This window comes from Streptosporangium sp. NPDC000095 (assembly GCF_042899335.1).
Taxonomy (GTDB): Bacteria; Actinomycetota; Actinomycetes; order Streptosporangiales; family Streptosporangiaceae; genus Streptosporangium.
Window position 1 is genome coordinate 233,930 of sequence record NZ_JBIAZS010000001.1, and the last position, 21,866, is coordinate 255,795.

Below are 21,866 nucleotides of genomic sequence, written 5' to 3' on the forward strand. Positions count from 1 at the left end.
AGTCTCCTGGTGCGACAGAAAACCTGGCCTCGCACGACAGGAGACTTCCCTTTGACCGTGACAGACCCCGAGGAAGCCGCTCGGCGGATCGAGGAGGCGCTCGGCGCCTCGTACAAGAACACGCTGGTGGAGCTGATGGGCATCGTCATCACCGAGGCCGATGCCGAGCGGGTGGTGGGCACGATGCCGGTCAAGGGCAACATCCAGCCCTTCGGTCTGCTGCACGGCGGTGCCTCGTGCGTGCTGGCGGAGACCCTGGGGTCGACGGGAGCGACCCTCCACGCGGGTCCCGGGCGGGTCGCGATGGGTATCGAGATCAACGCCACCCACCACCGCGCGGCCACGTCGGGGCTGGTCACCGGGGTCGCCACCCGGATCCACGGCGGCCGTACGCTCGCCACCTACGACGTCGAGATCCTTGACGAGCAGGGCCGCAGGGTGTGCACCTCGCGCCTCACGTGCATGCTCCGCGACGCCTGAGGCGTCCGAATCGGACCCGATCACGTCCGCCGATCACCTGATCACATCTCGTCCTCGATCATATTCCGACCGCCTTTTTGCCTTCCTCGCGCAACCGGTCCGCTACGGTGGGTGACGGTGATGTCCGTGGGGATGCCGAGTAGAAAACGTACGGGGTCGGGGAAGCTCCGTATGGCGCCAAAGGTCTCCCCCGGGCTCACCGGGTCCACACGCCCTGGGGTTCGCGGGCCTGCCGTGCGGCCCGCGCCGGGCGGGCGCGGGCCGTACGGGGGCGGTGCCGGCCGCCGACGCGCGTCAGATGTCGGTGTGCGTCGGGTCGAGCACGCGGCGCAGGAAGGTCTTCGTACGCTCGTGCTGGGGGGCGCCGATCACCTGCTCGGGGCTGCCGTCCTCCACGATCACGCCGCCGTCCATGAACACGACCCGGTCGGCCACGTCGCGCGCGAACGCCATCTCGTGGGTGACCACGAGCATGGTCATCCCCTCCTCGGCGAGTTTGCGCATGACCGTGAGCACGTCTCCGACGAGCTCGGGGTCGAGCGCCGAGGTGGGCTCGTCGAAGAGCATCAGCGCCGGGCTCATCGCGAGTGCCCTCGCGATGGCCACGCGCTGCTGCTGCCCGCCGGAGAGCTGGGCGGGGAAGGCGTCGCACTTCTCGCCGATGCCGACCTTCTCCAGGTTCTCCCTCGCGATCCGCTCGGCCTCCGCCTTGCCCCGCTTCAGCACCCGGCGCTGCGAGATCATCACGTTCTGCAGGACGGTCATGTGCGGGAACAGGTTGAACTGCTGGAAGACCATGCCGACGCCCCGGCGGGCGGCGTCGATGTCGACGTCGCGGTCGGTCAGCTCCACGCCGTGAACGACGACCTTGCCCGACGTGGGTTGTTCCAGGAGGTTCACGCAGCGCAGCAGCGTGGACTTGCCCGACCCCGAGGGGCCGATCACGCAGACCACCTGGCCGGGTTCGACGGCGAAGTCGATGCCCCGCAGGACTTCGTTCTTGCCGAAGTACTTGTGCAGGTCACGGATCTCGACCGCGTGGTTCGCCGGGGCCTCCGAGGTTTCCGGATTCGCTGAGCTCACTGTCACCGTCCCCTCGCCTGTCGCCTCTCCAGCCGGGACGCGAGGTAGCCCAGCGGGATGGTGACCAGTAGATACGTCACGCCTACGACCAGGATGGGCGTGGCGTTGGCATAGGTCGAGGCCGTGTCGTTGCCGAACTTGGTGAGCTCGACGTAGTCGCCGGAGACGCCGAGGAACAACACCAGCGAGGAGTCCTTGAGCAGGGACACGAACTGGTTGGTCGTCGGCGGGATGACGATGCGAACGGCCTGCGGGATGACGATGGAGACCATGGCCCGCGTGTACGACATGCCCAGCGAGCGCGCCGCCTCCATCTGCCCCTTGGGCACCGCCTGGAGTCCGGCGCGGAGCGTCTCGGCCATGTAGGCCGAGCCGACGATCGTCAGGCCCAGGATGCCCTGGCCGTACGTGCCGCCGGGCACCTCGAAGCCGGTGATGGCGAGCGGCAGGAACAGGATGAGCAGGAAGATCAGCAGCGCGGGCAGGCCGCGGAAGATCTCGATGTAGGCGACCGCGATCCACCGGTAGGGACGCACCGACGACAGCCGCATCAGCGCGAGCACCAAGCCGAGGAGGAAGGCGAAGACGAAACCGCCGACCGAGTAGATGATCGTGTTCTTCAGCGCGACCGTGAACAGGTCGGGAAGCGTCTGCTCGGCGACGTCGAGCTTGGTGAAGTTCTCACCGAGCTTGCCCCACTCGATGCGCAGGGCGAGGAAGACCGCCACGGCCGCCAGTACGACGTACTGGACGGCCCTGCTGATCTGCTGCCTCTTGCGGGGGCTGAGCCCGCTCCTGCCGGGGGCGCCCCCGGCAGGAGCGGGCTCTGTCGTCTTTGGCTGGTCGGTCATCGATTAACCGAGCTCGCCGGGCTTCTTACCGAACCACTTGACGAAGATCTGCTCGTAGGTGCCGTCGGCCTTGGCCTCGGTGATCGAGTCGTTGATCGCCTTGAGCAGGATCGGGTCGGCGTTCTTCTTCAGGCCGACGCCGTACTGCTCGCCGGTGTCGAGGCTGGCGACCAGCTCGAACTTGTCGGCGATCTCGGGCTTCTTCAGCCAGGTCAGGACGACCGGGAGGTCCTGGACGATCACGTCGACCTGGCCGGACTGCAGGCCGAGCAGCTCCTTGGGAGAGTCGGCGAACTCCTTGGGGTCGAAGCCCTTCCCCTTGACGTAGTCGAGGCCCGTGGTCGAGGCCTGGGCGCCGAGCTTGAGGTTCTTCGCCTTCACGTCGTCGAGGGTGGTGACGCCGGTCCCCTTCTTGGCCAGCAGAGCCTGCGTGGCGTCGAAGTAGGGCACGGAGAAGTCGATGTTGGCCTTGCGCTCCTCGGTGATCGTCATACCGGCGGCGGCGACGTCACACTTGTTGGTGGCCATCGCCGCACCGCTCTTGATGACGGCGAAGTCGATGTCGACGATCTCCTGCGTCAGGCCGAGCTTCTTGGCGGCGAGGTCGACGATGTCGACGTCGAAGCCGACGACCTTGTCGCCCTCCTTGAACTGGAAGGGCTCGTACGGAAGGTTGGTGCAGGTGGTCAGCTTGCCGGGGGTGACGAGCTTGGGGCCCTCCGCGGCCGCGGGAGCACTTGCCGAGGCACCATCGCTTGGGCTGGCGGTGGTGGACGTGCCACCGCCGCAGGCCGAAAGGCCGAGCGCACCGGCGACGACCATGGCACCCACCGCCATCGCACGACGGGAAACAAAACTCAGGCCCACGAAGGCCTCCTTACGGTCAATGTCGCTTCTTGTATGGATACCTCAGTGCAGGTCATGCTTCATCACCTGCATAATCATGCAGATCACCACTACGACACAATTCGGACAACAACCGCGGTCAAGGGTTCCTGGTCGATACCCTGCCCCCGCGCGGATCCGGGCGCCGGTACTTGCCCGATCGGCAACCGTGATCCGGGGAGCCGTTGAACCAGAGGATCTACCTCGACTACCTTGCCGGATGTGCGTGATCCCCTGAAACCGATCGCCGGTGCCGCCCTCGCCGCCCTCCTCCTGTCCGGCCTGTCCGGCTGCTCGGGAGCACCCCAGGCGAACCCCGCCTCCCCCCAGGCCACGCCCACCCCGACATACGAGCTCCCGCCGCGCCCGGTGCGGCCGGGTGAGAGTGCCGTCAAGGCCGCGCCGGTCACCGACGGTGACACCCGGTTCCAGGTGATCGGCCTGCAGAAGGGCCTGAGCGGCTTCTTCGGCAGCCACGCCGAGTGGCAGGCGAAGGGGCAGTACGTGGTCGTGCGGATCCTCGTGGAGAACCCCGGCCGCACCAACTCCCGCTTCGACGCCAAGCGGCAGAAGCTCGTCGCCGCCGACGGCGCCACCTACACGGTCGACAAGTTCGCGCAGGCCATCAAGCGGCAGCCCGACGAGCTCCCGCTCGGCGCCCAGGTCAGGATCGAGCTGGACCTCTGGTACGACATCCCCAAGGAGGCGAAGGTCTCCGCGATCCGGTTGTTCGGCGACCCGCCTCTCGGCGTGGGCGGCAGCACCGACGGTGTGCAGGTGCCGCTGCCCTGAGCCGGCCCCGCCCCCACCCCGGCGCCGCGCGGAGCGGCCCAGGGGCCTGTGTGGCCCAGGGGCCCGTGCGAAGGGGCCTTCAAGCCCGAGACGCCCTGACGTTCTCCCCGCGGCTCCCCGACGGGCTTCCCGCGGGGAGCCGTGGACTTCCCGCGGGCTTCCCGCAGGCAGGGGAGGCTCCCCGGCTGCTCCTCGCCGTGCTCACACGAACGGGCCCGCCGCGCGGAGTGCGCGACGGGCCCGTCAGGTGCCCTCAGGCCCGGGTGGGCCGTGGAATCACGGCCTCAGGTCAGCTCTTCCTTGCTCTCCTTGGGAGCGGGGCTCCCCTTCGGAGCGGGAGCCGGAGCCGAGGCCGCCGGAGCGGCCTGTGCCTGCGCCTCCGCCTCCAGGTCGATCTCCGCGCCGCCGCCCAGGTAGGCGGCCTGCACGGCGGGGTCGTTGAGCAGCTCGTCCGCGGGCGCGCTCTTGACCACCTTCCCGGTCTCCAGGACGTAGGCGCGGTGGGCCAGCTTCAGCGCCTGCTGGGCGTTCTGCTCCACCAGCAGCACCGTGGTGCCCCGGCGGTTGATCTCCTCGATGATCTCGAAGATCTGCTGCACCAGCAGTGGCGCCAGGCCCATCGACGGCTCGTCGAGCAGCAGCACCTTGGGCTTGGCCATCAGCGCGCGGCCGATGGCGAGCATCTGCTGCTCGCCGCCGGACATCGTGCCGCCCATCTGGTTTCTGCGCTCGGCCAGGCGGGGGAACAGCTCGTAGACCTCGGCCAGGTCGGCGCTGAAGTCTCCGGAGCGGGTGTAGGCGCCCATGAGCAGGTTGTCGTGCACCGTCATGCCGGGGAACACTCCCCGGCCCTCGGGCGACTGCCCCAGACCCGCGATGACCCGCTGATGGCCGGGCATCTTGCTGATGTCCTTGCCGTCGAAGACGATGCTCCCCGACGTCAGGCCGCGCAGGCCCGAGATCGTCTTCAGGGTCGTGGTCTTGCCCGCCCCGTTCGCCCCGATGAGCGTGACGATCTCGCCCTCGTTCACCTCGACCGAGATGCCCTTGAGCGCCTCGATCTTGCCGTAGTGGACACGGATGTCCTTGACCTCAAGAAGCATCGGCGGGAGCTCCCAAATACGCCTCGACGACCCGGGGGTCGGTCCGCACCTCGTCCGGCAGGCCATCGGCGATCTTCTGGCCGAAGTCCAGCACCGCGATGCGGTCGCTGATGCCCATGATGAGGCTCATGTCGTGCTCGATGATCAGAATCGTCCGGCCCGCGTCGCGGATGTCCCGGATCAGCTGCTGCAGCGCCACCTTCTCCGCCGGGTTCATACCGGCGGCGGGCTCGTCGAGCAGCAGCAGCTTCGGGTTGGTCGCGAGCGCGCGGGCGATCTCCAGGCGGCGCTGGTCACCGTAGGGCAGGTTCTTGGCGTGCTCGTTGGCGCGGTGCGAGATGCCGACGAAGTCGAGCAGCTCCATCGCGAGCCTGCGCCCGTCCTTCTCGGCCCTGCGGTGCCAGGGAAGCCCCAGCGCCACGCTGACCATGCCCGACTTGTGGTGCGCGTCCGCGCCCACCATCACGTTCTCGATCGCCGTCATGTTGTGGAACAGCCGGATGTTCTGGAACGTGCGGGCGATGCCCCGCTTGGTGATCTTGAACCGCTTGATGCCGCTGATCTTCTCGTCCAGGAAGCGAACCTCGCCCTCGGTCGGCTGGTAGACGCCGGTCACCACGTTGAAGACCGTGGTCTTTCCCGCGCCGTTCGGGCCGATGAGGGCGAAGATCTCTCCCTCGTTGACGGTGAGGTTCACCTCGCGCAGTGCCGTGACACCGCCGAACCGCATGACGAGGCCCCTCAACTCCAGCATGGCGCGACCAGCGCGTTCCGCCTGGACCGCCTCGGGGTTCTTACCTTCCGGATTCACCTCGGCCGGATTCACCTCGGTGCTCACTTGGAAGCCACCTCCTCACCGTGCGACTCGGGCCCGGGAACCTCGGCTCCGAGCGTACCCATCCCGCCTGACCCCTCTTTCAGCTCCGCCTTGCGTTGGCGCGATGGCAGCAGACCCTCCGGACGGAAGATCATCAGCGCCACGAGCACCGCACCGAAGATCAGCATGCGGTATTCCTGCAGGCCGCGGAACCGCTCGGGCAGCCACGCCACCACGAAGGCTCCCAGCATGACACCCGGCAGGTTGCCCGCGCCGCCCATGACCACCGCGGCCAGGATCGTCGCCGACAGCAGGAACTGGAAGTCGTTCGGGTTGATCGAGATGGCCTTCGCCGCCCACAGCACGCCCATCAGGCCACCGATGGAGGCACCGATGGCGAAGGCGAGCATCTTGAAGCGGAACGTCGGCACGCCCATGACCTCGGCCGCGTCCTCGTCCTCACGGATCGCCGCCCAGGCACGCCCGACCCGGCTCTTCTCCCAGCGCTTCACCAGGATGATCACAACGACGGCGAGCGCGACCAGCAGGTAGTAGTAGGGCCGCGGGTCCAGCACGCCGTATTTGAATGGATCGACCCCGAACACCTCGGAGAAGTTGAAGCCCAGGAAGTGGAAGTCCTCGACGCTCGGCGGGTGCGGGATGCCGCGGATGCCGTTCGGGCCGCCGATCTCGTCGGTGTTGCGGGCGGTGATGCGAATGATCTCACCGAAGCCCAGCGTGACGATCGCCAGATAGTCACCGCGCAACCGCAGTGTCGGAGCGCCCAGGGTGAGGCCCGACAGGGCGCAGATCCCGATGCCGACCAGCATGATGAGCCAGAAGTTCCAGCCCAGTCTGGTGCCGAGCAGCGCCATCGCGTAGCCGCCGACCGCGTAGAACGCGACGAAGCCCAGGTCGAGCAGGCCCGCCTGGCCGACCACCACGTTCAGGCCGATCGCCAGGACCACGTACGTCCCGATCGGGAAGAACAGGATGCTCGCCCAGTCGGTGTAGGGCGACATGAAGGGGGCGAGGCTCTCCGAGGGCAGCAGCAGCGCCGCGACGATCAGGAGCACATAGAGGATCCAGCGCTGCCAGCCAGGTGTGGTCTGCCAGCGATCGTGCATGACGTCACCGAAGCGGCCGAGACCCGTACGGAAACTTGCCAGGGGATTCTTCTGGTTCATGCGCGCGCCTGCTGGAGTGATTCACCGAGGATGCCGGTGGGGCGGAACATCAGGACCAAGATGAGGATGGTGAAGGAGATCACGTGTTTCCAGTCGGAGCCGAAGAAGATGGCTCCGTAGTTCTCCACCAGCCCGAGCGTGATTCCGCCGACCAGAGCGCCTCGCAGGTTACCGATACCGCCCAGGACCGCCGCGGTGAACGCCTTGATACCGAAGAGGAATCCGACGTAGTAGTGCGTGTTCTCATATGAGATCAGGTAGAGCGCTCCCGCCACGCCGGCCATGCTGCCACCGACGAGGAAGGTCATCCGCACGACCCTGTTGATGTCGACACCCATCAGGACGGCCGCCTCGGGGTTCTGCGCGGTGGCGCGGATACCCCGGCCGATCTTCGTCCGGTTCACCAGGGCGTCCAGCGCGATCATCATGCCGATGGCGGCGACGATGACGAAGACCTGGTCGACCCGGACCGTGTGGCCGAAGATCGAGAAAAGCTCGGTCCGCTCCATGATGCGGGGCAGGGCCATCTGGATCCTGCCCTGCTCGGGACGGTTGAAGACGTTCGGGATCACCAGGAGCGCGAACAGCTCCTGCAGGAAGATCGAGGCGCCGATCGCCGAGATCAGCGCCGCCAGCCGGGAGGCGCCGCGCTTGCGCAGCGGCCGGTAGGCGATGCGCTCCAGCCCCACCGCGACGGTCGCCGAGGCGATCATGCCGGCCAGGATCATCGCGACGACGAGGCCGACCAGCGCGATGCCCGTGAGGGGGGAGTTGATGCCGAACACGAACGGTACGAGCATCGCACCGAAGGTCCCGATCATGAAGACTTCGGAATGCGCAAAGTTGATCAGCCGCAGCACGCCGTACACCATCGTGTAGCCGAGCGCGATCAGGGCATAGATCGATCCGAAGGAGAGGCCGTCGATCGTCGCCGGCCAGAACAGATTGATGAAGTCATTGAGCACTAGGGTTTACCACTTCTAGCGGGGGTCGCCTGCACGTCCGGGTAGCACACCGCCTCCAGCGGAATCTCGTGGATTCGGCGGAATCCCGTGGACTCTGCGGAATCTCGTGGATTCAGCGGAATCCCGCGGATTCTCTGGAGGCGCGAGAGGAGCGGGAACGCATTCGCGGCGTTCCCGCTCCCCGCGCGTCGGCTACCTAAATCTCCTTCAGCGCTCGACTAGCCCAGCTTGGCCTCGTTGGCCTTGCCCAGCAGGCCGATGGCACCGTCCTTGACCTGGTAGATGTAGATGTCCTTCGCCGAGACCTCACCGTTGGCCTCGAACTTGACCTGCTTCGAGACACCCGCGAAGTCCACCGTGGCGATGAACTCGTTGATCTTGTCGGAAGTGACGTTGCCCGCCTTGATCGCCTCGACGAAGACCGTCGCGGCGTCGTAGCCCTCGGCCGCGTAGATGGCCGGGTCGGCGCTGTAGGCGGCCTTGTAGGCGTCGGCGAAGCCCTTCACCTTCTCGTCGGTGACGTCCGGGGTGGCGATGTAGCAGGGGCAGCCCACCAGGGCGCCCTCGGCGTTGTCGGCACCGGCGCCGTCGATCAGGCCCTTGTCCAGCGAACCGTCGCCGGAGAGGAACTTCGCGGTCACGCCCTTGTCGCGGAGCTGCTTGAGCAGGTTGCCGCCCGCGGCGTAGTAACCACCGAAGAAGATCGCTTCGGGCTTGGACGCCGCGACCTTGTTCACCACGGAGGAGAAGTCGCTCTCGGCCGGGTCGAGCGAGTCGGTCTCGGGCTTCACGCCCTTGGCCTCGAGCTCCGCCTTGACGGCGTCGGCGAGCGGCTTGCCGTACTCGGACTTGTCGTCGATCACGAAGACCTTCTTCGCGGCGACGCCTTCCGCGATGAAGGCGCCGATGCCGGGGCCCTGGACGCTGTCGCTCGGCAGCACGCGGTGCCAGAACTTCCAGCCGTTCGTCGACAGCGCGGCGTTGGTGGCGGAGGCCGAGACGCTCGGCAGCTTCGCCTCCTCCAGCACCGGAGCCACCTGGGCGGACTCACCGGAGAACGCGGGGCCGATCATCGCGACGATCTTGTCGGTCTTGATGGCCTGCTGAGCCAGGGCGACGGCCTTCGACGGGTCCGCCTGGCTGTCATATTCAACCAGCTCGATCTTCACAGCCGGGTTGGTCTTGTTGTACTCGTCAATGGCGAGCTTCGCACCGTTCCTGGGGGGAATGACGATGCCGGCGTTTGCGCCGGTCAGGTCTCCCATGAAGCCAATCTTGACGGTACCGGGGGCGGCAGCACTGGAGCCACCCTCAGCCGGCGTGGCCTCCGTACCACCGCTGCCACAGGCAGCGAGACCGAGGGTGAGCGCCACACCGGCGGCAAGCACTCCACCGAGGCGTGCAGTCTTAAGCCGCAAGGTTGCCTTCCTTTCGCCCGGTCCCTCGTCAGGACCGAGTTCACAGATACCCTTCCCTGGCGGGTGGCCAGGGGTTGTGTCGGTTAGTACAACTAGCGGATGTCACGGGTCGATACAGGACGGCCCACCGTTACCGCTTCGTTATTACACCGATCCTTTTCGGCTATCAGACACAAAAGCCGTGGTCACTGGCGACCTCACGGCTTCCGCGGGGGGTCACCCCGGCCGTCCGGAGGCCCTCCGGCGCCCCTGAGGCGCGTCCTGCGGCCACCCGACGACCCTCTACCCCAAAAAGGGTCAAAACGCCCGATCAGGCCTCAGGGGCCTGCGTCTCGGGCTCCGTTCCGTCGGTCACCACGATCTGCGCCACCTGTCGCATGCTCAGCCTGCGATCCATCGACGCCTTCTGGATCCATCGGAACGCCTGCGGCTCGCTCCACCCGTGGCGCTCCATCAGCAGCCCCTTGGCCCGCTCCACCAGCTTGCGCGTCTCCAGCCGCTCCGAGAGCGTCCCGACCTCCCGCTCCAGCGCGGCGATCTCCTGATGCCTGCTCACCGCCATCTCGATCGCCGGAACCAGGTCCGACTTGGTGAACGGCTTCACGAGGTACGCCATCGCTCCGGCGTCCCTCGCCCGCTCGACCAGGTCCCGCTGGGAGAAGGCGGTGAGGATGAGACACGGCGCGATCCGCTGCGACACGATCTGCTCGGCCGCCGAGATCCCGTCCAGGATGGGCATCTTCACATCCAGGATCACCAGATCCGGCCGCTGCTCCATCGCCAGCTTGACCGCGGACTCCCCGTCTCCGGCCTCCGCGACGACCGCATACCCCTCCTCCTCCAGCATCTCCTTGAGGTCGAGGCGGATCAACGCCTCGTCTTCCGCGATCACCACTCGCCGCTGCGTACTCACGAGCAAGAGAGTACCGACGTCCGCTAGATTGAGACCACGCCGGTGCCCGAGAGTGATCTACTTCTAGGTAAGCTCTTCACTGGTACGTAAGATCCGGACAAAAACGGAAAAATGCCCCGATAGACCAATCGGCAGAGTCGATGGACTCAAAATCCATTCAGTGTGGGTTCGAATCCCACTCGGGGCACCATGTTCGACTCGGCCGTCCGAGGTCGGCCGATGCGGACTTCTCCCGCGCGGCGTCGAGACGCCGGAAAACCACCTGGGGCGGTGACCCCGCCCGTCTCCTGTGAAAACCCCGGAGCCCTCCTCCGGGCGAGTGGGCGAGCCGGCGCTCCCGCCCGCCCCCGCGAAAACCGTCGGCCCCGCCCTCCGTCCACCTTCGCGGACCGGCACTCCGAGGCCCGAGGCGTCCTGGAGGGACCGGCGGGAGACGGCGTACCACCGACTTCGGCTTCCCAGGCACGAATGCGGGCTCCGCGGGCGGAGTAGGTTGCTCGCAAGTCGTGTCAGACGGCGTAACGGGAGGTGGCGGCATGGAAGCTGCGGGGAACGGCCAGGCCGGGCGGGGTGAACTCGGCGTCGGGTTCGGTGCCGGGCGGGTGCGTCTTCCGGAGCGGGTGAGGCTCAGCGGGCACGGGGTGGTGCTGCGGGAGTGGGAGGACGGCGACCTGACGGCGATGGTGAAGCTGTTCGACGACCCGCAGGTGGCGTACTGGACGCCGCTCGTCTCTCCGTTCGACTTCGAGGCGGCGCGCGCCTATCTGGAGCGTGCCAGGCAGCGGCGGGCGTCCGGGGAGCGGATACAACTGGCGATCACCGTGGACGGAGGCGAGCCGGCCGGCGAGGTGCTGCTGATGATGAGCGGGCTCGGTCTGGACGTCGCGGAGATCGGCTACAGCCTGGGAGCCGCCTACCGAGGGCGAGGGCTCGCCTCGGAGGCGGTACGGGTGATGACGGAGTTCGCCAGGAGGACGGTGCGTGTCTCACGGCTGCTGCTGGAGATCGAGGACGCCAACGCGGCGAGCGTGGCGGTGGCCCGTGCGGCGGGGTACCACCTCACCGACGCGCCACCGGTCCCCACGGAGGAAAAGGGACGATCAATCATGTTGCGGACATGGGAGTACGAGGAGCCCCAGACTCGCGGATAAGTCGTGTGTGTTGTTGATCTCGACTCGGTCCGACAGATATGTATGAATGTCATTAATCACGAGGAAAGGTAAGCGGTCTGGAGAGATCCGACGCGCTCCCCGGCCGCGGAGCCCGTCTCAGCCCCACCCCCCCGAAAGTGAGCCACGTTGACGTCCTCGCCTGGCCAATCCCTGAGCAGCACCCAGCTTTCCGACGCCAAGCGAGCACTACTGGAGAAACGGCTGCGCCGCCGCGCGCCGGACCCGGTGTTCACGATCCCCCGTCGCCCCCCGGGGCGGGGGGCGCCGCTGTCCTTCGGGCAGGAGCGGCTGTGGTTCATGGACCAGTTCGCTCCCGGCACCGCCGCGTACACGATCCCGATGACGTTGCGGTTGACGGGGCCGCTGGACGTCGCGGCGCTGGAGCGGGCGATCGCGGCGGTGGTCGCCAGGCACGAGAGCCTGCGGACGCGTTTCCCCCCCGACGAGGACGGGCGCCCGACCGCGGTGGTGGAGGAGCGGGTCGAGGTACCGCTGGAGAGGGCCGAGGCGGACGGCGAACGGTCCGCGATACGGCTGGTGAGCGACGCGGCCGCGCTGCCGTTCGACCTGGCGCGGGGGCCGCTGCTGCGGACGCTGCTGGTACGGGTGGGCGGCGGGAACGCCGACCCCCCTGGCGCTCCGGACGCGGCGAAAGCCGGGAAGCCGAGAGAAGGCGGGACCGCGGAGGACACCGCGGGCGCCGAGGATCACGTGCTGCTGGTGGCGCTGCACCACATCTGTGGTGACGGCTGGTCCACCGACATCCTCGCCGACGAGCTGGGGGCCTGCTACGCGGGGACGGAGCTTCCCGGGCCGCCGTTGCAGTACGGCGACTACGCGCTGTGGCAGCGGGAACGGCCGGTCTCCGAGGCCGCCCTGGCCTACTGGCGGTCGCGGCTCGCCGGGGTGGTGCCGCTGGAGCTTCCGCTGGACGGGCGACGGCGGGGCGAGCAGACGTTCGCGGGAGCCTCGCACGGTTTCACGCTGGGACCGGAACTGGTGGAAGGGCTGACGCGGCTGGCACGGGAGTCCGGCGCGACCCTGTACATGGTTCTGCTCGCGGCCTACCAGGTGCTGCTCGGCCGGTACGCGCGCCAGGACGACTTCGCGATCGGCTCCCCGGTGGGCGGGCGCCCCCGGCGGGAGCTGGAGAGCGTGATCGGCATGTTCGTGAACGTGCTCGCGATGCGCGCGGACCTGTCGGGCGACCCGGGGTTCCTGGAGCTGCTGGAGAGGGTCAGGCGGACCACGACGGAGGCGTACGAGCACCAGGAGCTGCCGTTCGAGCAGCTGGTCGGGGAGCTGGGCATCGAGCGGGACGTGAGCAGGTCTCCGGTGTTCCAGGCGGTGTTCGCGCTGCAGAGCTACGGGCGCAGGGAGGGGACGCGCTGGCCGGGGTTGTCGGTGGAGCCCTTCGACTTCGAGGCGAGGGCGACGCGTTTCGACCTGGAGCTGTTCCTGAGCGAGCAGCCGGACGGGATGGGCGGGCTCTTCGTCTACAACCGCGACCTGTTCGACGCGGCCACGATCGAGGGGATGGCCGCGCAGCTGGAGACGCTGCTGGGAGCGGTGACGGCCACTCCGGCGGCGCGGATCTCGGAGCTGGACGTCCTTCCCGCCGAGGAGCGGGACCGGGTGCTGGCGTGCGCGGCGGGTCCCGGGGAGCCGTACCCGGACGGGGCGACGCTGGGCGGGATGTTCGAGGCGCAGGTGGCCAGGACGCCGGGGGCGGTGGCGCTGGAGTTCGAGGACGAACACCTGACGTACGCGCAGCTGGAGGCGCGGGCCAACCGGCTCGCGCACCGGCTGCGCGGGCTGGGGGTGGGGCCGGGCTCGCTGGTGGCGGTGTGCGCGGAGCGGTCGGTCGAGCTGGTGGTGGCGCTGCTGGGGGTGGTGAAGGCCGGGGGTGCGTACGTGCCGCTGGATCCGGAGTATCCGCCCGAGCGGCTGGCGTTCATGCTGGCCGACGCGGCGGTGCCGGTGCTGCTCGCGCAGCGGGCGGTGCTCGACGTAATCCCCGAGGATCCGGGGGGCGCGCCTCCCGCCGGCTCGGTGGACACCCTCGCGGATGCGGAGGCCGCGAGGATGCCCCGGGACGGCGGGATGACGACGGTCGTCCTGGACGATCCGCTGGACGGGCCGGACACGCCCGTGGAGCCGTCGGCGACCTCGGCCGACGCGGCGTACATGATCTACACCTCGGGGTCGACGGGACGGCCCAAGGGGGTGCCCAACACGCACGGGGGCATCCGCAACCGGCTGGGCTGGATGCAGGACGTCTACGGGCTGACCGGCGACGACGCGGTGGTGCAGAAGACCCCGGCGGGTTTCGACGTGTCGGTGTGGGAGTTCTTCTGGCCGCTGGTGACGGGCGCGCGGCTGGTGCTGGCCCGTCCCGGCGGGCACAGGGACGCGGCGTACCTGCGGGACCTGATCGTGGACCGCGGGGTGACGACGGCGCATTTCGTCCCCTCGATGCTCGCGGCGTTCCTGGAGGAGGAGGGCGTCGAGGCGTGCGGGTCGCTGCGCCGGGTGGTGTGCAGCGGCGAGGAGCTCACGGCGCACGTGGCCGAACGCTTCTTCGCGCGGCTGCCGGGGACGGGGCTGTACAACCTGTACGGGCCGACGGAGGCGGCGATCGACGTGAGCCTGTGGCGGTGCCGCCCGGGTGACGCGACGGTGCCGATCGGGCACCCGGTGCGGAACACCTCGCTGTACGTGCTGGACCGCCACCTGCGGCCGGTGCCCTTCGGGGTTCCCGGTGAGCTGCACATCGGCGGGACGCAGGTGGCGGTGGGCTATCACGCCCGGCCCGGCCTGACGGCGGAGCGGTTCGTACCCGACCCGTTCGGGACGGCGGGGGCACGCCTGTACCGGACGGGCGACCTCGTGCGGCTCCGCCGCGACGGCGCGATCGAGTTCCTGGGGCGGATCGACCACCAGGTGAAGATCCGCGGGCAGCGGATCGAGCTGGGCGAGATCGAGACGGTGCTGCGCGGGCTCGCAGGGGTGCGCGAGGCGGTGGTGACGGTGCGGGAGGACGGCGCGCCGGGCGACAGGCGGCTGGTCGCGTACGTGGTGCCCACCGTCGCGACGGCCGGCACGACAGGGGACGATCCGGCGAGGGCGGAACCGAGCGGGACCGCAGCCAACAGGAGGGCGCCGGACGGGACGGCGCCGGGCGAGACAGGAGCGAGCGGGACGGCGCCAGGCGGGACGGTGCTGGACGGGGCGGAGTTGCGGCGGGCGTTGAAGGTGACGCTGCCCGAGCACATGGTGCCCTCGGCCTTCGTGGTGCTGGACGCGCTGCCGCTGAGCCCGAACGGCAAGCTGGATCGCGGAGCGCTGCCCGCGCCGGAGCGGCGGGTTGCCGAGGCGGCGGGAGCAGGTGCCGAGCCGCGGACGCCGGTGGAACGGGCGATCGCCGACATCTGGCGTGAACTGCTCGACGTGGAGTCGGTCGGCGCCGACGGTGACTTCTTCGAGTTGGGCGGTCACTCGCTCGTCGCGATCCAGGCGGTGGCGCGGATGCGCAAGGCGCTGCCGGTGGTCGGCGGGCGCGCGGTCGGGGTGATGGACCTGTTCAAGCATCCGACGGTGCGCGAACTGGCGGCCCTGGTGGAGCGGCCCGCGGGTCCCGCGGGGCCGCGCAGCCTGCTGTACGAGCTGACCAGGCCGGGACCCGCGCTGATGACGTACGTGTGCATACCGTACGGCGGCGGCAGTCCGCTGATCTTCCAGCCGCTCGCCGACGCGCTTCCCGACGGGTGCTCGCTGCACGCGCTCGCCTTCCCCGGGCACGACCCCGGGTTGCCCGACGAGGAGACCAGGCCGATCGACGAGGTCGCGGACCTGTGCGTGACCGAGATCCTGCAGAACGTCGAGGGCCCCCTCGCCCTGTACGGGCACTGCGGCATCGGCGGCGCGCTCGTGGTGGAGGTGGCGCGGCGGCTGGAGGAGCGGGGCCGCGCGCTGGAGGCGGTGTACATCGGGGCGATCTTCCCGTTCGCCAAGCCCAGGGGCAGGATCGCCGGGCCGCTGGCGCGGCTGACGCGCTACGACCGGTTGCGCGGCGACCGGGTGTACGAGAACCGGATGAGGTCGATGGGCACCGACATCTCCGGGCTCGACGACGAGCAGATCCGGTTCATGGTGCGCAACCAGCGGCGTGACACCCTCATCGCGGAGGAGATCTTCACGCGGGTGCTGGCCGAACGGGTGGAGCGGCTGCGGGCACCGGTGATCTCGGTGGTGGGCGAGCAGGACCCGACGACCGACTACTACCAGGAGCGTTACCGGGAGTGGCACTTCCTGAGTGACACCACGGCGCTGGTGATCCTGGACGAGGCGGGCCACTATTTCCTGAAATATCGTGCTGCGGAGCTGTCGGAGATCCTGACCAACACCCACATCGCGATGGGGTACGGCGCGGCCGGCACGCTCGACCGGCCCTCGCGGGGTCCCGGGGCCGGCTGGTGGGTCGAGGAGGTCTCCGTCCTGCCCCCCGCCCCGGATGCGGAGAAGGACGCCGCCGCGCCCGGGGAACCGTCCGCCACGAAGGAGGAGACCACCGCTCCCAGGGAGGCATCCGCTCCCGAGCGACCCATCGCACGGGAGAGACCGGCCGCTCGGGAGAAACCGGCCGGAGCCACGGCGCGGACCGGGACACCGGGCGGGACACAGGGCGGGACACGGATGAAGGCGCCGCCGCCGAGCCTGCGGCGGTTCCTGGTGGTGGCGGGGTTCCAGCTGGTGTCGATGGTGGGCACCGCGGTCACCGACTTCGCGATCCCGGTGTGGATCTACCTGACCACCGGGTCACTGGTGGACTTCGCCCTGTTCGTCGCGTTGTCGATCATGCCGGGAGTGGTGATCGCGCCGCTCGCGGGGGCGATCGTCGACCGGTCGAGCCGTCGCTCGATGATGATCCTCGGCAACTGCATGGCCGGGGGCACCCAGCTCGTCCTGGGCGCCCTGTTCTGGACGGGCACGCTGGAGATCTGGCACATCTATCCGCTCACCGCGTGCCTGTCGATCGCGCTGATCTTCCAGCGGCTCGGCTTCACCACCGCGCTCCCCCAGCTCGTCCCCAAGGAGTACATGGGGCACGCGGCCGGGGTGGTGCAGATGGTGATCGGCACCGCGCAGTTCGCCGCACCGCTGCTGGCCGTCGCGCTGCTGTCCGGCATCGGCCTGGGCGGCATCCTCGTCGTCGACGTGGCGAGTTTCCTCCTGGTGCTGGGCGCCCTGCTGCTCATCCGCTTCCCCGACACGATGGCGCACTCGCCCAGGGAACCGCTCTCGAAGGAGATCGCGCAGGGATTGCGGATGTCGATCGGCAACCGCCACCTGCGGGCGGCGATGATCTACTTCGCCTCGCTCAACGTGATGCTCGCGGCGCTGCTGCTCTCGATAACCCCGCTGGTGCTGTCGTTCTCCACGCTGACCGTCGCCGGGCAGATCTCCTTCGTCGGCGGCCTGGGTGGGGCGCTGGGCGGCATGGTGATCGCGCTGTGGGGCGGGCCGAAGCGGCGGCGGATGCGCGGGGTGATGCTGGCGACGCTGGGACTCTCGGTCTTCGCGGTGATCACCGGGTTGCGGCCCTCGGCGTGGGTGGTGGGCATCGGGGCGTTCGGCCTGTGGGGCTGCCTGTCGATCGTGAACGGCACCTTCCTGACGATCATCCACACGAAGGTGCCCCAGCGTTTCCACGGCCGCGTGCAGTCCCTCAACCAGATGGTGTCGTGGTCGACGCTGCCGATCGGCATGGCGGTGGTCGCGCCACTGGGCGAGCGACTGCTCAACCCGCTGCTGGTGCCCGGCGGCGCGCTCGCACCGACGGTCGGCTCGGTGATCGGCGTCGGGCCCGGCCGTGGCGTGGCGCTCATGTACATCGTGCTGGGCCTGGGCATCGCGGTGCACGTGCTGATCTCGATGCGCACGCGGGTGCTGTCGACGTTCGACGACGAGATGCCGGACGCCCCGGCGGACGACCTGGTCGGCGCCCAGATCCTGCGGGAGCGGGCGGGCAACCGGGTGAGCGTGGCCTGGACCGCCCCCGCGTTCGCCAAGGCGATCACCATGCCGCTGTCGCCGGAACGCGCACAGGTGCTGCTGCGCACCCCGTACCCGGACGCGGAGGTGCGGGAGGTCGTGCTGCGCACCGGCGGGGAGATCAGCGCGGTGTACGAGGTGAGGTGCGCCGACCGCGACCTCATCGTGAAGATCTACCCCGATGTGCTGACGGCGCGGCTGCACAAGGAGGTGCGCGTCTACGAGCTGCTGCGCGGCAGCGGCGCCTCCTGTCCCGAGATGGTGCACTGGGACGTCTCGCGACGCGACCTGCCGCACGCGTACGCGGTGATGACGAAGGTGCCCGGCCGCCCGCTGTCGGAGGTCTCCGGCGGGCTCTCGGCTGTGGAGATCGCGGGTCTGTACCGGGAGATGGGCCGCACGCTGCGGGCGATACACGGGGTTCGGGTGGAGAGGTTCGGGCCGATCGACGGGCCGCAGGAGAGCTCCAACGAGGCGTACGTGGGCGGGCAGCTGGACCTGAGGCTCGCGCAGTTCGTCGAGTTCGGCGGGGATCCCGAGCTGCACGCGGAGCTGAGCGCCCACGTGCGGCGCGACCGCCACCTCCTGACGCGCTGCGACGCGCCCGTGCTGTGCCACAACGACTTCCACGAGCGCAACGTCATGGTCGCCGGGAGCGAAGGCCCCGGTAGCCCGCTGCGGATGACGGGGGTCATCGACATGGAGAACGCGCTGGGCGGCGACCCGCTGATGGACCTGGCGCGGACCGACTACTTCGCGGTCAGGGGTGACGCGGAACGTCGACGGTACCTGCTTGAGGGGTACGGCGACCTGCCCGGCGACTGGCCGGAGCGCCTCGCGTTCTACCGGCTCTGCCACGCCCTGGAGCAGTGGCACTGGCTGGCCACCCTGGGCGAGACCGCCGCCCTGCCCGTGATCGCGGAACAGCTTCGTGAGTGTCTCAAGGAGAAGGTGTGACAGACGTCTTTCCCGCCTCGTTCGCCCAGGAGCGGATCTGGTTCCTGCACGAGCTCCTGCCGGACCTGGCCGTGTACAACATCCCCGTCCGCCTGGAGGCGACCGACCTGCGGCCGGTGGACCCCGATCTCCTGGAGCGGGCTCTGGCGGTGCTCGCGAACAGGCACGAGTCGATGCGGACGTCGTTCGAGCTGCGTGACGAGCAGGTCGTGCAGACGATCGCGGACCGGGTGCCGGTCTCGGTGGCCAGGACCGACCTTTCCGGGCTGCCCCCACGGGAGGCGGCCGAGGAGTTCGAGCGGGTCGCGGCGCGGGAGGCGCGCGCGCCGTTCCGGCTGGACGAGGCCCCGCTCTGGCGGGTGCGGCTGGTGACGATGGGCGGCGAGGAGTGCCGGCTGCTGCTCGTCCTGCACCACACGATCTTCGACGCCTGGTCGTCGACCATCCTGTGGCGGGAGCTGGTGGAGGTCTACCAGGCGCTGCGCGAGGACCGCGACCCCAAGCTGCCCGAGCCGGCGATCCAGTACGCCGACTACGCGGTCTGGCAGCGCGACCGGCTGGGCGGCGGCGAACTGGACGGCGACCTGGCCTACTGGCGGGAGCGGTTGCGCGGCAGCGTACCGCTGGAGCTGCCGTCCGACCGGCCGCGCCCCGCGGAGATGAGATACACCGGCTCGGTGCTGGACTTCGCGGTGCCGGAGGAGCTCACCGAGCGGGTGGGCGCGCTGGCGAGAGGGCGGAACACCACGCCGTTCACGGTGCTGCTCACCGCGTTCTCGGTGCTGCTGGCGCGCTGGAGCGGGCGCGATGACGTCGTGGTGGGCTCCCCCGTCGCCGGGCGGGAGCTGCCGGAGCTGGACGCGCTGATCGGCATGTTCGTCAACACGCTGCCGCTCCGCACCGACCTGGGCGGCGACCCCGCGTTCGACGAGGCGCTGGACCGGGTCCGCACGACCGTGCTCGAGGCGTTCGACCACCAGAACGTGCCGTTCGCGAAGCTCGTGGAGGCGGTGAGCCCGCCCCGCGACCCCGGCAGGACGCCGCTGTTCCAGGTGGGGTTCAACCAGATCGCGGTGGACGCGCGCGGCCGGTACGGCAACGGCACCTCCAAGGCCGATCTCACCATGGAGCTCCACAATCCGGACGGCAGGCTGGAGGGCTGGGTCGAGTACAGCACGGACCTGTTCGACGAGGACACGATCCGCCGCCTGGTGTCGGCGTACCTGACGCTGCTCGGCGCGGCCGTCGACGACCCGGGGCTGCCGATCTCCCGGCTGCCGCTGCTGGACGGGGCCGAGCGTGCCCGTCTGCTGTCCTCCTGGCACGGCCCCGAGGCCGCCTACCCGCAGCGCTGCCTGCACGAGCTGATCGCCGAGCGTGCGCGGCGGACGCCGGACGCCCCCGCGGTCGTCTCCTCGGAGGGGACGCTCACCTACGGGCGGCTTGAGGAGCGGGCGAACGCGCTGGCCCGGCGGCTGCGCGAGCGCGGGGTGGGGGCGGAGAGCCCGGTCGCCGTGTGCCTGCCGAGGAGCGCCGAGCTGATCGTGGCGCTGCTCGCGGTGCTGAAGACCGGTGGCTGCTACGTGCCGCTCGACCCGGAGTATCCGAAGGAGCGGCTGGGGCTCATGCTGGCCGACTCGGGGACCCGTCTGCTGCTGACCCGCGCGACGCTGGTGGAGCGGCTGCCGTCCAACCATCCCCCGGCGATCCTGCTCGACGCGATGCCCTCGGGCGGAACGTCCGAGTTCGTCCCCGACCCCGTCTCCCCGGACTCGCCCGCCTACGTGATCTACACCTCGGGGTCGACGGGGGTGCCCAAGGGGGTGGTGGTGCCGCACCGCGGGGTGGTGAACCTGGTCACCGCCCTGGGGTTCACCGAGCGGGAGCGGATGCTGCTGCTCACCTCGCTGTCGTTCGACATCGCGGCGCTGGAGATCTTCGGCCCGCTCACGGCGGGCGGCGCGGTGGTGCTCGCTCCCCCGTACGGCACGGGCCGGCTGGGCGAGCTGGTGGCGGAGGCGGGGGTGACGACGGTGCAGGCGCCGCCGTCGGTGCTGGAGGAGATCCTGGAACGGCTGCCCGCGGGGCTGCCGCGCGTGTTCAGCGGCGGGGAGCCCCTCCCGGTGTCGCTCGCCGGGCGGATCCACCGGGTCACCGACGAGCTGTGGAACCTCTACGGGCCGACGGAGACGACGATCTGGTCGTTCGCGCACCGGGTGCCGAAGGGCACGGAGTCGATGTCGATCGGCATGCCGGTCGCGGGCACCACCGCGTACGTGCTGGACGAGGCGATGGAGCCGGTGCCCTCCGGTGTGGTGGGGGAGCTGTTCCTGGGCGGCGACGGGGTCGCCCGCGGCTACCGGGGGCGGCCGGGGCTGACCGCCGAGCGGTTCGTCCCCGACCCGTTCGGCCGGGGTGGGCGTCTCTACCGGACGGGTGACCTCGTGCGGCGGCTGCCCGACGGCACCCTGGAGTTCCTCGGACGCGCGGACGACCAGGTGAAGGTACGGGGGGTGCGGATCGAGCTGGGCGAGGTGGAGGCGGCGCTGGCGGCCTACCCGGGGGTGCGCCGGGCGGTCGCCGCGGTCAGGGACGACGCCCCCGGCGGCCGGGCGCTGGTCGCGTACCTGGACATGGACACGGACGCCGAGACGGGCGCGGGCACCGGGGTGAGCCCGGCCGCGGGCGCCGGGAGGGGCGCGGAGGCGACGGCCGGGGAGCTCAGGGCGTTCCTGGCGACGCGGCTGCCCGCCACGATGGTGCCGAGCCTCTTCGTGCCGGTACGGGATTTCCCGAAGCTGCCCAACGGCAAGCTCGACCGCGCCTCGCTGCCCTCCCCCGTCTCCGAGGAGGTCCCGGCGGCACCCACGAGACCGGGCACGGCGAGCGAGGAGCTGGTGCACGAGATCTGGTGCGAGGTGCTGGGCAGGAGCGGCATCGGGATCGACGACGACTTCTTCGACGTCGGCGGGCACTCGCTGCTCGGTACCAAGGTCGTCGCCAGGATCTGCTCGACGGTGGGCGTCGACCTGCCGCTCAACGCCCTGTTCACCACGCGCTCGGTCCGCGGGCTCGCGCTGGTGGTCGAGGAGTGCCTGGCCGCCGAGATCGACCGGCTCACGGACGAGGAGGCCGAGCGGATCGCCGAGGAGTACGACCACAATGACGGCGGGGTGAACTAGGACCGAA

14 protein-coding genes and 1 tRNA gene are annotated in these 21,866 nt (G+C 69.6%); 6 read left to right on the forward strand and 9 right to left on the reverse strand.

Annotation, left to right across the window (positions count from 1 at the left end; translation table 11 throughout):
* Positions 1-57 precede the first annotated feature (57 nt).
* Positions 58-480: a hotdog fold thioesterase gene (locus ACFY3V_RS00905; RefSeq protein ID WP_389770179.1), complete on the forward strand. Its 423-nt coding sequence runs from the start codon at positions 58-60 to the stop codon at positions 478-480.
* Between the two features lie 294 nt (positions 481-774).
* Here ACFY3V_RS00905 and ACFY3V_RS00910 read toward each other — a convergent pair whose 3' ends face one another.
* From ACFY3V_RS00910 to ACFY3V_RS00920, 3 genes are read right to left on the reverse strand one after another with little or no spacing between them, the layout of a single operon-like run.
* Positions 775-1,563 (reverse strand): amino acid ABC transporter ATP-binding protein, encoded by a 789-nt coding sequence (locus ACFY3V_RS00910; RefSeq protein ID WP_350948200.1) that lies wholly within the window; start codon positions 1,561-1,563, stop codon positions 775-777.
* Positions 1,564-1,565: 2 nt separating this feature from the next.
* On the reverse strand, positions 1,566-2,414 hold the full coding sequence (locus ACFY3V_RS00915; RefSeq protein ID WP_389768717.1) for an amino acid ABC transporter permease: 849 nt from the start codon (positions 2,412-2,414) through the stop codon (positions 1,566-1,568).
* A gap of 3 nt (positions 2,415-2,417) precedes the next feature.
* Positions 2,418-3,251, reverse strand: a complete 834-nt coding sequence (locus tag ACFY3V_RS00920) for an ABC transporter substrate-binding protein (protein ID WP_362895254.1) — start codon at positions 3,249-3,251, stop codon at positions 2,418-2,420.
* 270 nt (positions 3,252-3,521) lie between these two features.
* Between ACFY3V_RS00920 and ACFY3V_RS00925 the strand changes: the two genes are divergently transcribed.
* Entirely contained in the window at positions 3,522-4,091 is a 570-nt protein-coding gene (locus ACFY3V_RS00925) for a DUF4352 domain-containing protein (RefSeq protein ID WP_362895256.1), read from the forward strand.
* Between the two features lie 284 nt (positions 4,092-4,375).
* Here ACFY3V_RS00925 and ACFY3V_RS00930 read toward each other — a convergent pair whose 3' ends face one another.
* The 6 genes from ACFY3V_RS00930 to ACFY3V_RS00955 all read right to left on the reverse strand — a co-directional run bounded on the left by ACFY3V_RS00930 (position 4,376) and on the right by ACFY3V_RS00955 (position 10,494).
* Positions 4,376-5,194, reverse strand: coding sequence for an ABC transporter ATP-binding protein (locus ACFY3V_RS00930; protein ID WP_362895258.1), 819 nt, complete (start codon positions 5,192-5,194; stop codon positions 4,376-4,378).
* Positions 5,184-5,948 (reverse strand): ABC transporter ATP-binding protein, encoded by a 765-nt coding sequence (locus tag ACFY3V_RS00935; protein ID WP_350948283.1) that lies wholly within the window; start codon positions 5,946-5,948, stop codon positions 5,184-5,186. The genes ACFY3V_RS00930 and ACFY3V_RS00935 overlap by 11 nt, the downstream gene beginning before the upstream one ends.
* A gap of 80 nt (positions 5,949-6,028) precedes the next feature.
* A complete protein-coding gene (locus tag ACFY3V_RS00940; protein ID WP_350948195.1) occupies positions 6,029-7,198 on the reverse strand; it encodes a branched-chain amino acid ABC transporter permease in 1,170 nt (389 codons plus the stop codon).
* Complete coding sequence (locus ACFY3V_RS00945) at positions 7,195-8,163, reverse strand: branched-chain amino acid ABC transporter permease (protein ID WP_350948194.1); 969 nt, start codon at positions 8,161-8,163, stop codon at positions 7,195-7,197. The genes ACFY3V_RS00940 and ACFY3V_RS00945 overlap by 4 nt, the downstream gene beginning before the upstream one ends.
* 218 nt (positions 8,164-8,381) lie before the next feature.
* On the reverse strand, positions 8,382-9,551 hold the full coding sequence (locus tag ACFY3V_RS00950; RefSeq protein WP_362895820.1) for a branched-chain amino acid ABC transporter substrate-binding protein: 1,170 nt from the start codon (positions 9,549-9,551) through the stop codon (positions 8,382-8,384).
* Positions 9,552-9,891: 340 nt separating this feature from the next.
* On the reverse strand, positions 9,892-10,494 hold the full coding sequence (locus ACFY3V_RS00955) for a response regulator (RefSeq protein ID WP_362895261.1): 603 nt from the start codon (positions 10,492-10,494) through the stop codon (positions 9,892-9,894).
* A 113-nt stretch (positions 10,495-10,607) separates the two neighbouring features.
* On the opposite strand from ACFY3V_RS00955, the gene ACFY3V_RS00960 reads away from it, so the two are divergent.
* The 4 genes from ACFY3V_RS00960 (at position 10,608) to ACFY3V_RS00975 (ending at position 21,859) form a co-directional block, all read left to right on the forward strand.
* Positions 10,608-10,684, forward strand: a tRNA-Leu gene (locus ACFY3V_RS00960).
* Positions 10,685-11,030: 346 nt separating this feature from the next.
* Positions 11,031-11,645, forward strand: coding sequence for a GNAT family N-acetyltransferase (locus ACFY3V_RS00965; RefSeq protein ID WP_362895263.1), 615 nt, complete (start codon positions 11,031-11,033; stop codon positions 11,643-11,645).
* 147 nt (positions 11,646-11,792) lie between these two features.
* Positions 11,793-18,677, forward strand: a complete 6,885-nt coding sequence (locus ACFY3V_RS00970) for an amino acid adenylation domain-containing protein (protein ID WP_389768724.1) — start codon at positions 11,793-11,795, stop codon at positions 18,675-18,677.
* The gene (locus tag ACFY3V_RS00975) at positions 18,674-21,859 is read left to right on the forward strand and encodes an amino acid adenylation domain-containing protein (RefSeq protein ID WP_389768727.1); all 3,186 of its coding nucleotides are present in this window, start codon (positions 18,674-18,676) and stop codon (positions 21,857-21,859) included. The genes ACFY3V_RS00970 and ACFY3V_RS00975 overlap by 4 nt, the downstream gene beginning before the upstream one ends.
* Positions 21,860-21,866: the final 7 nt, after the last annotated feature.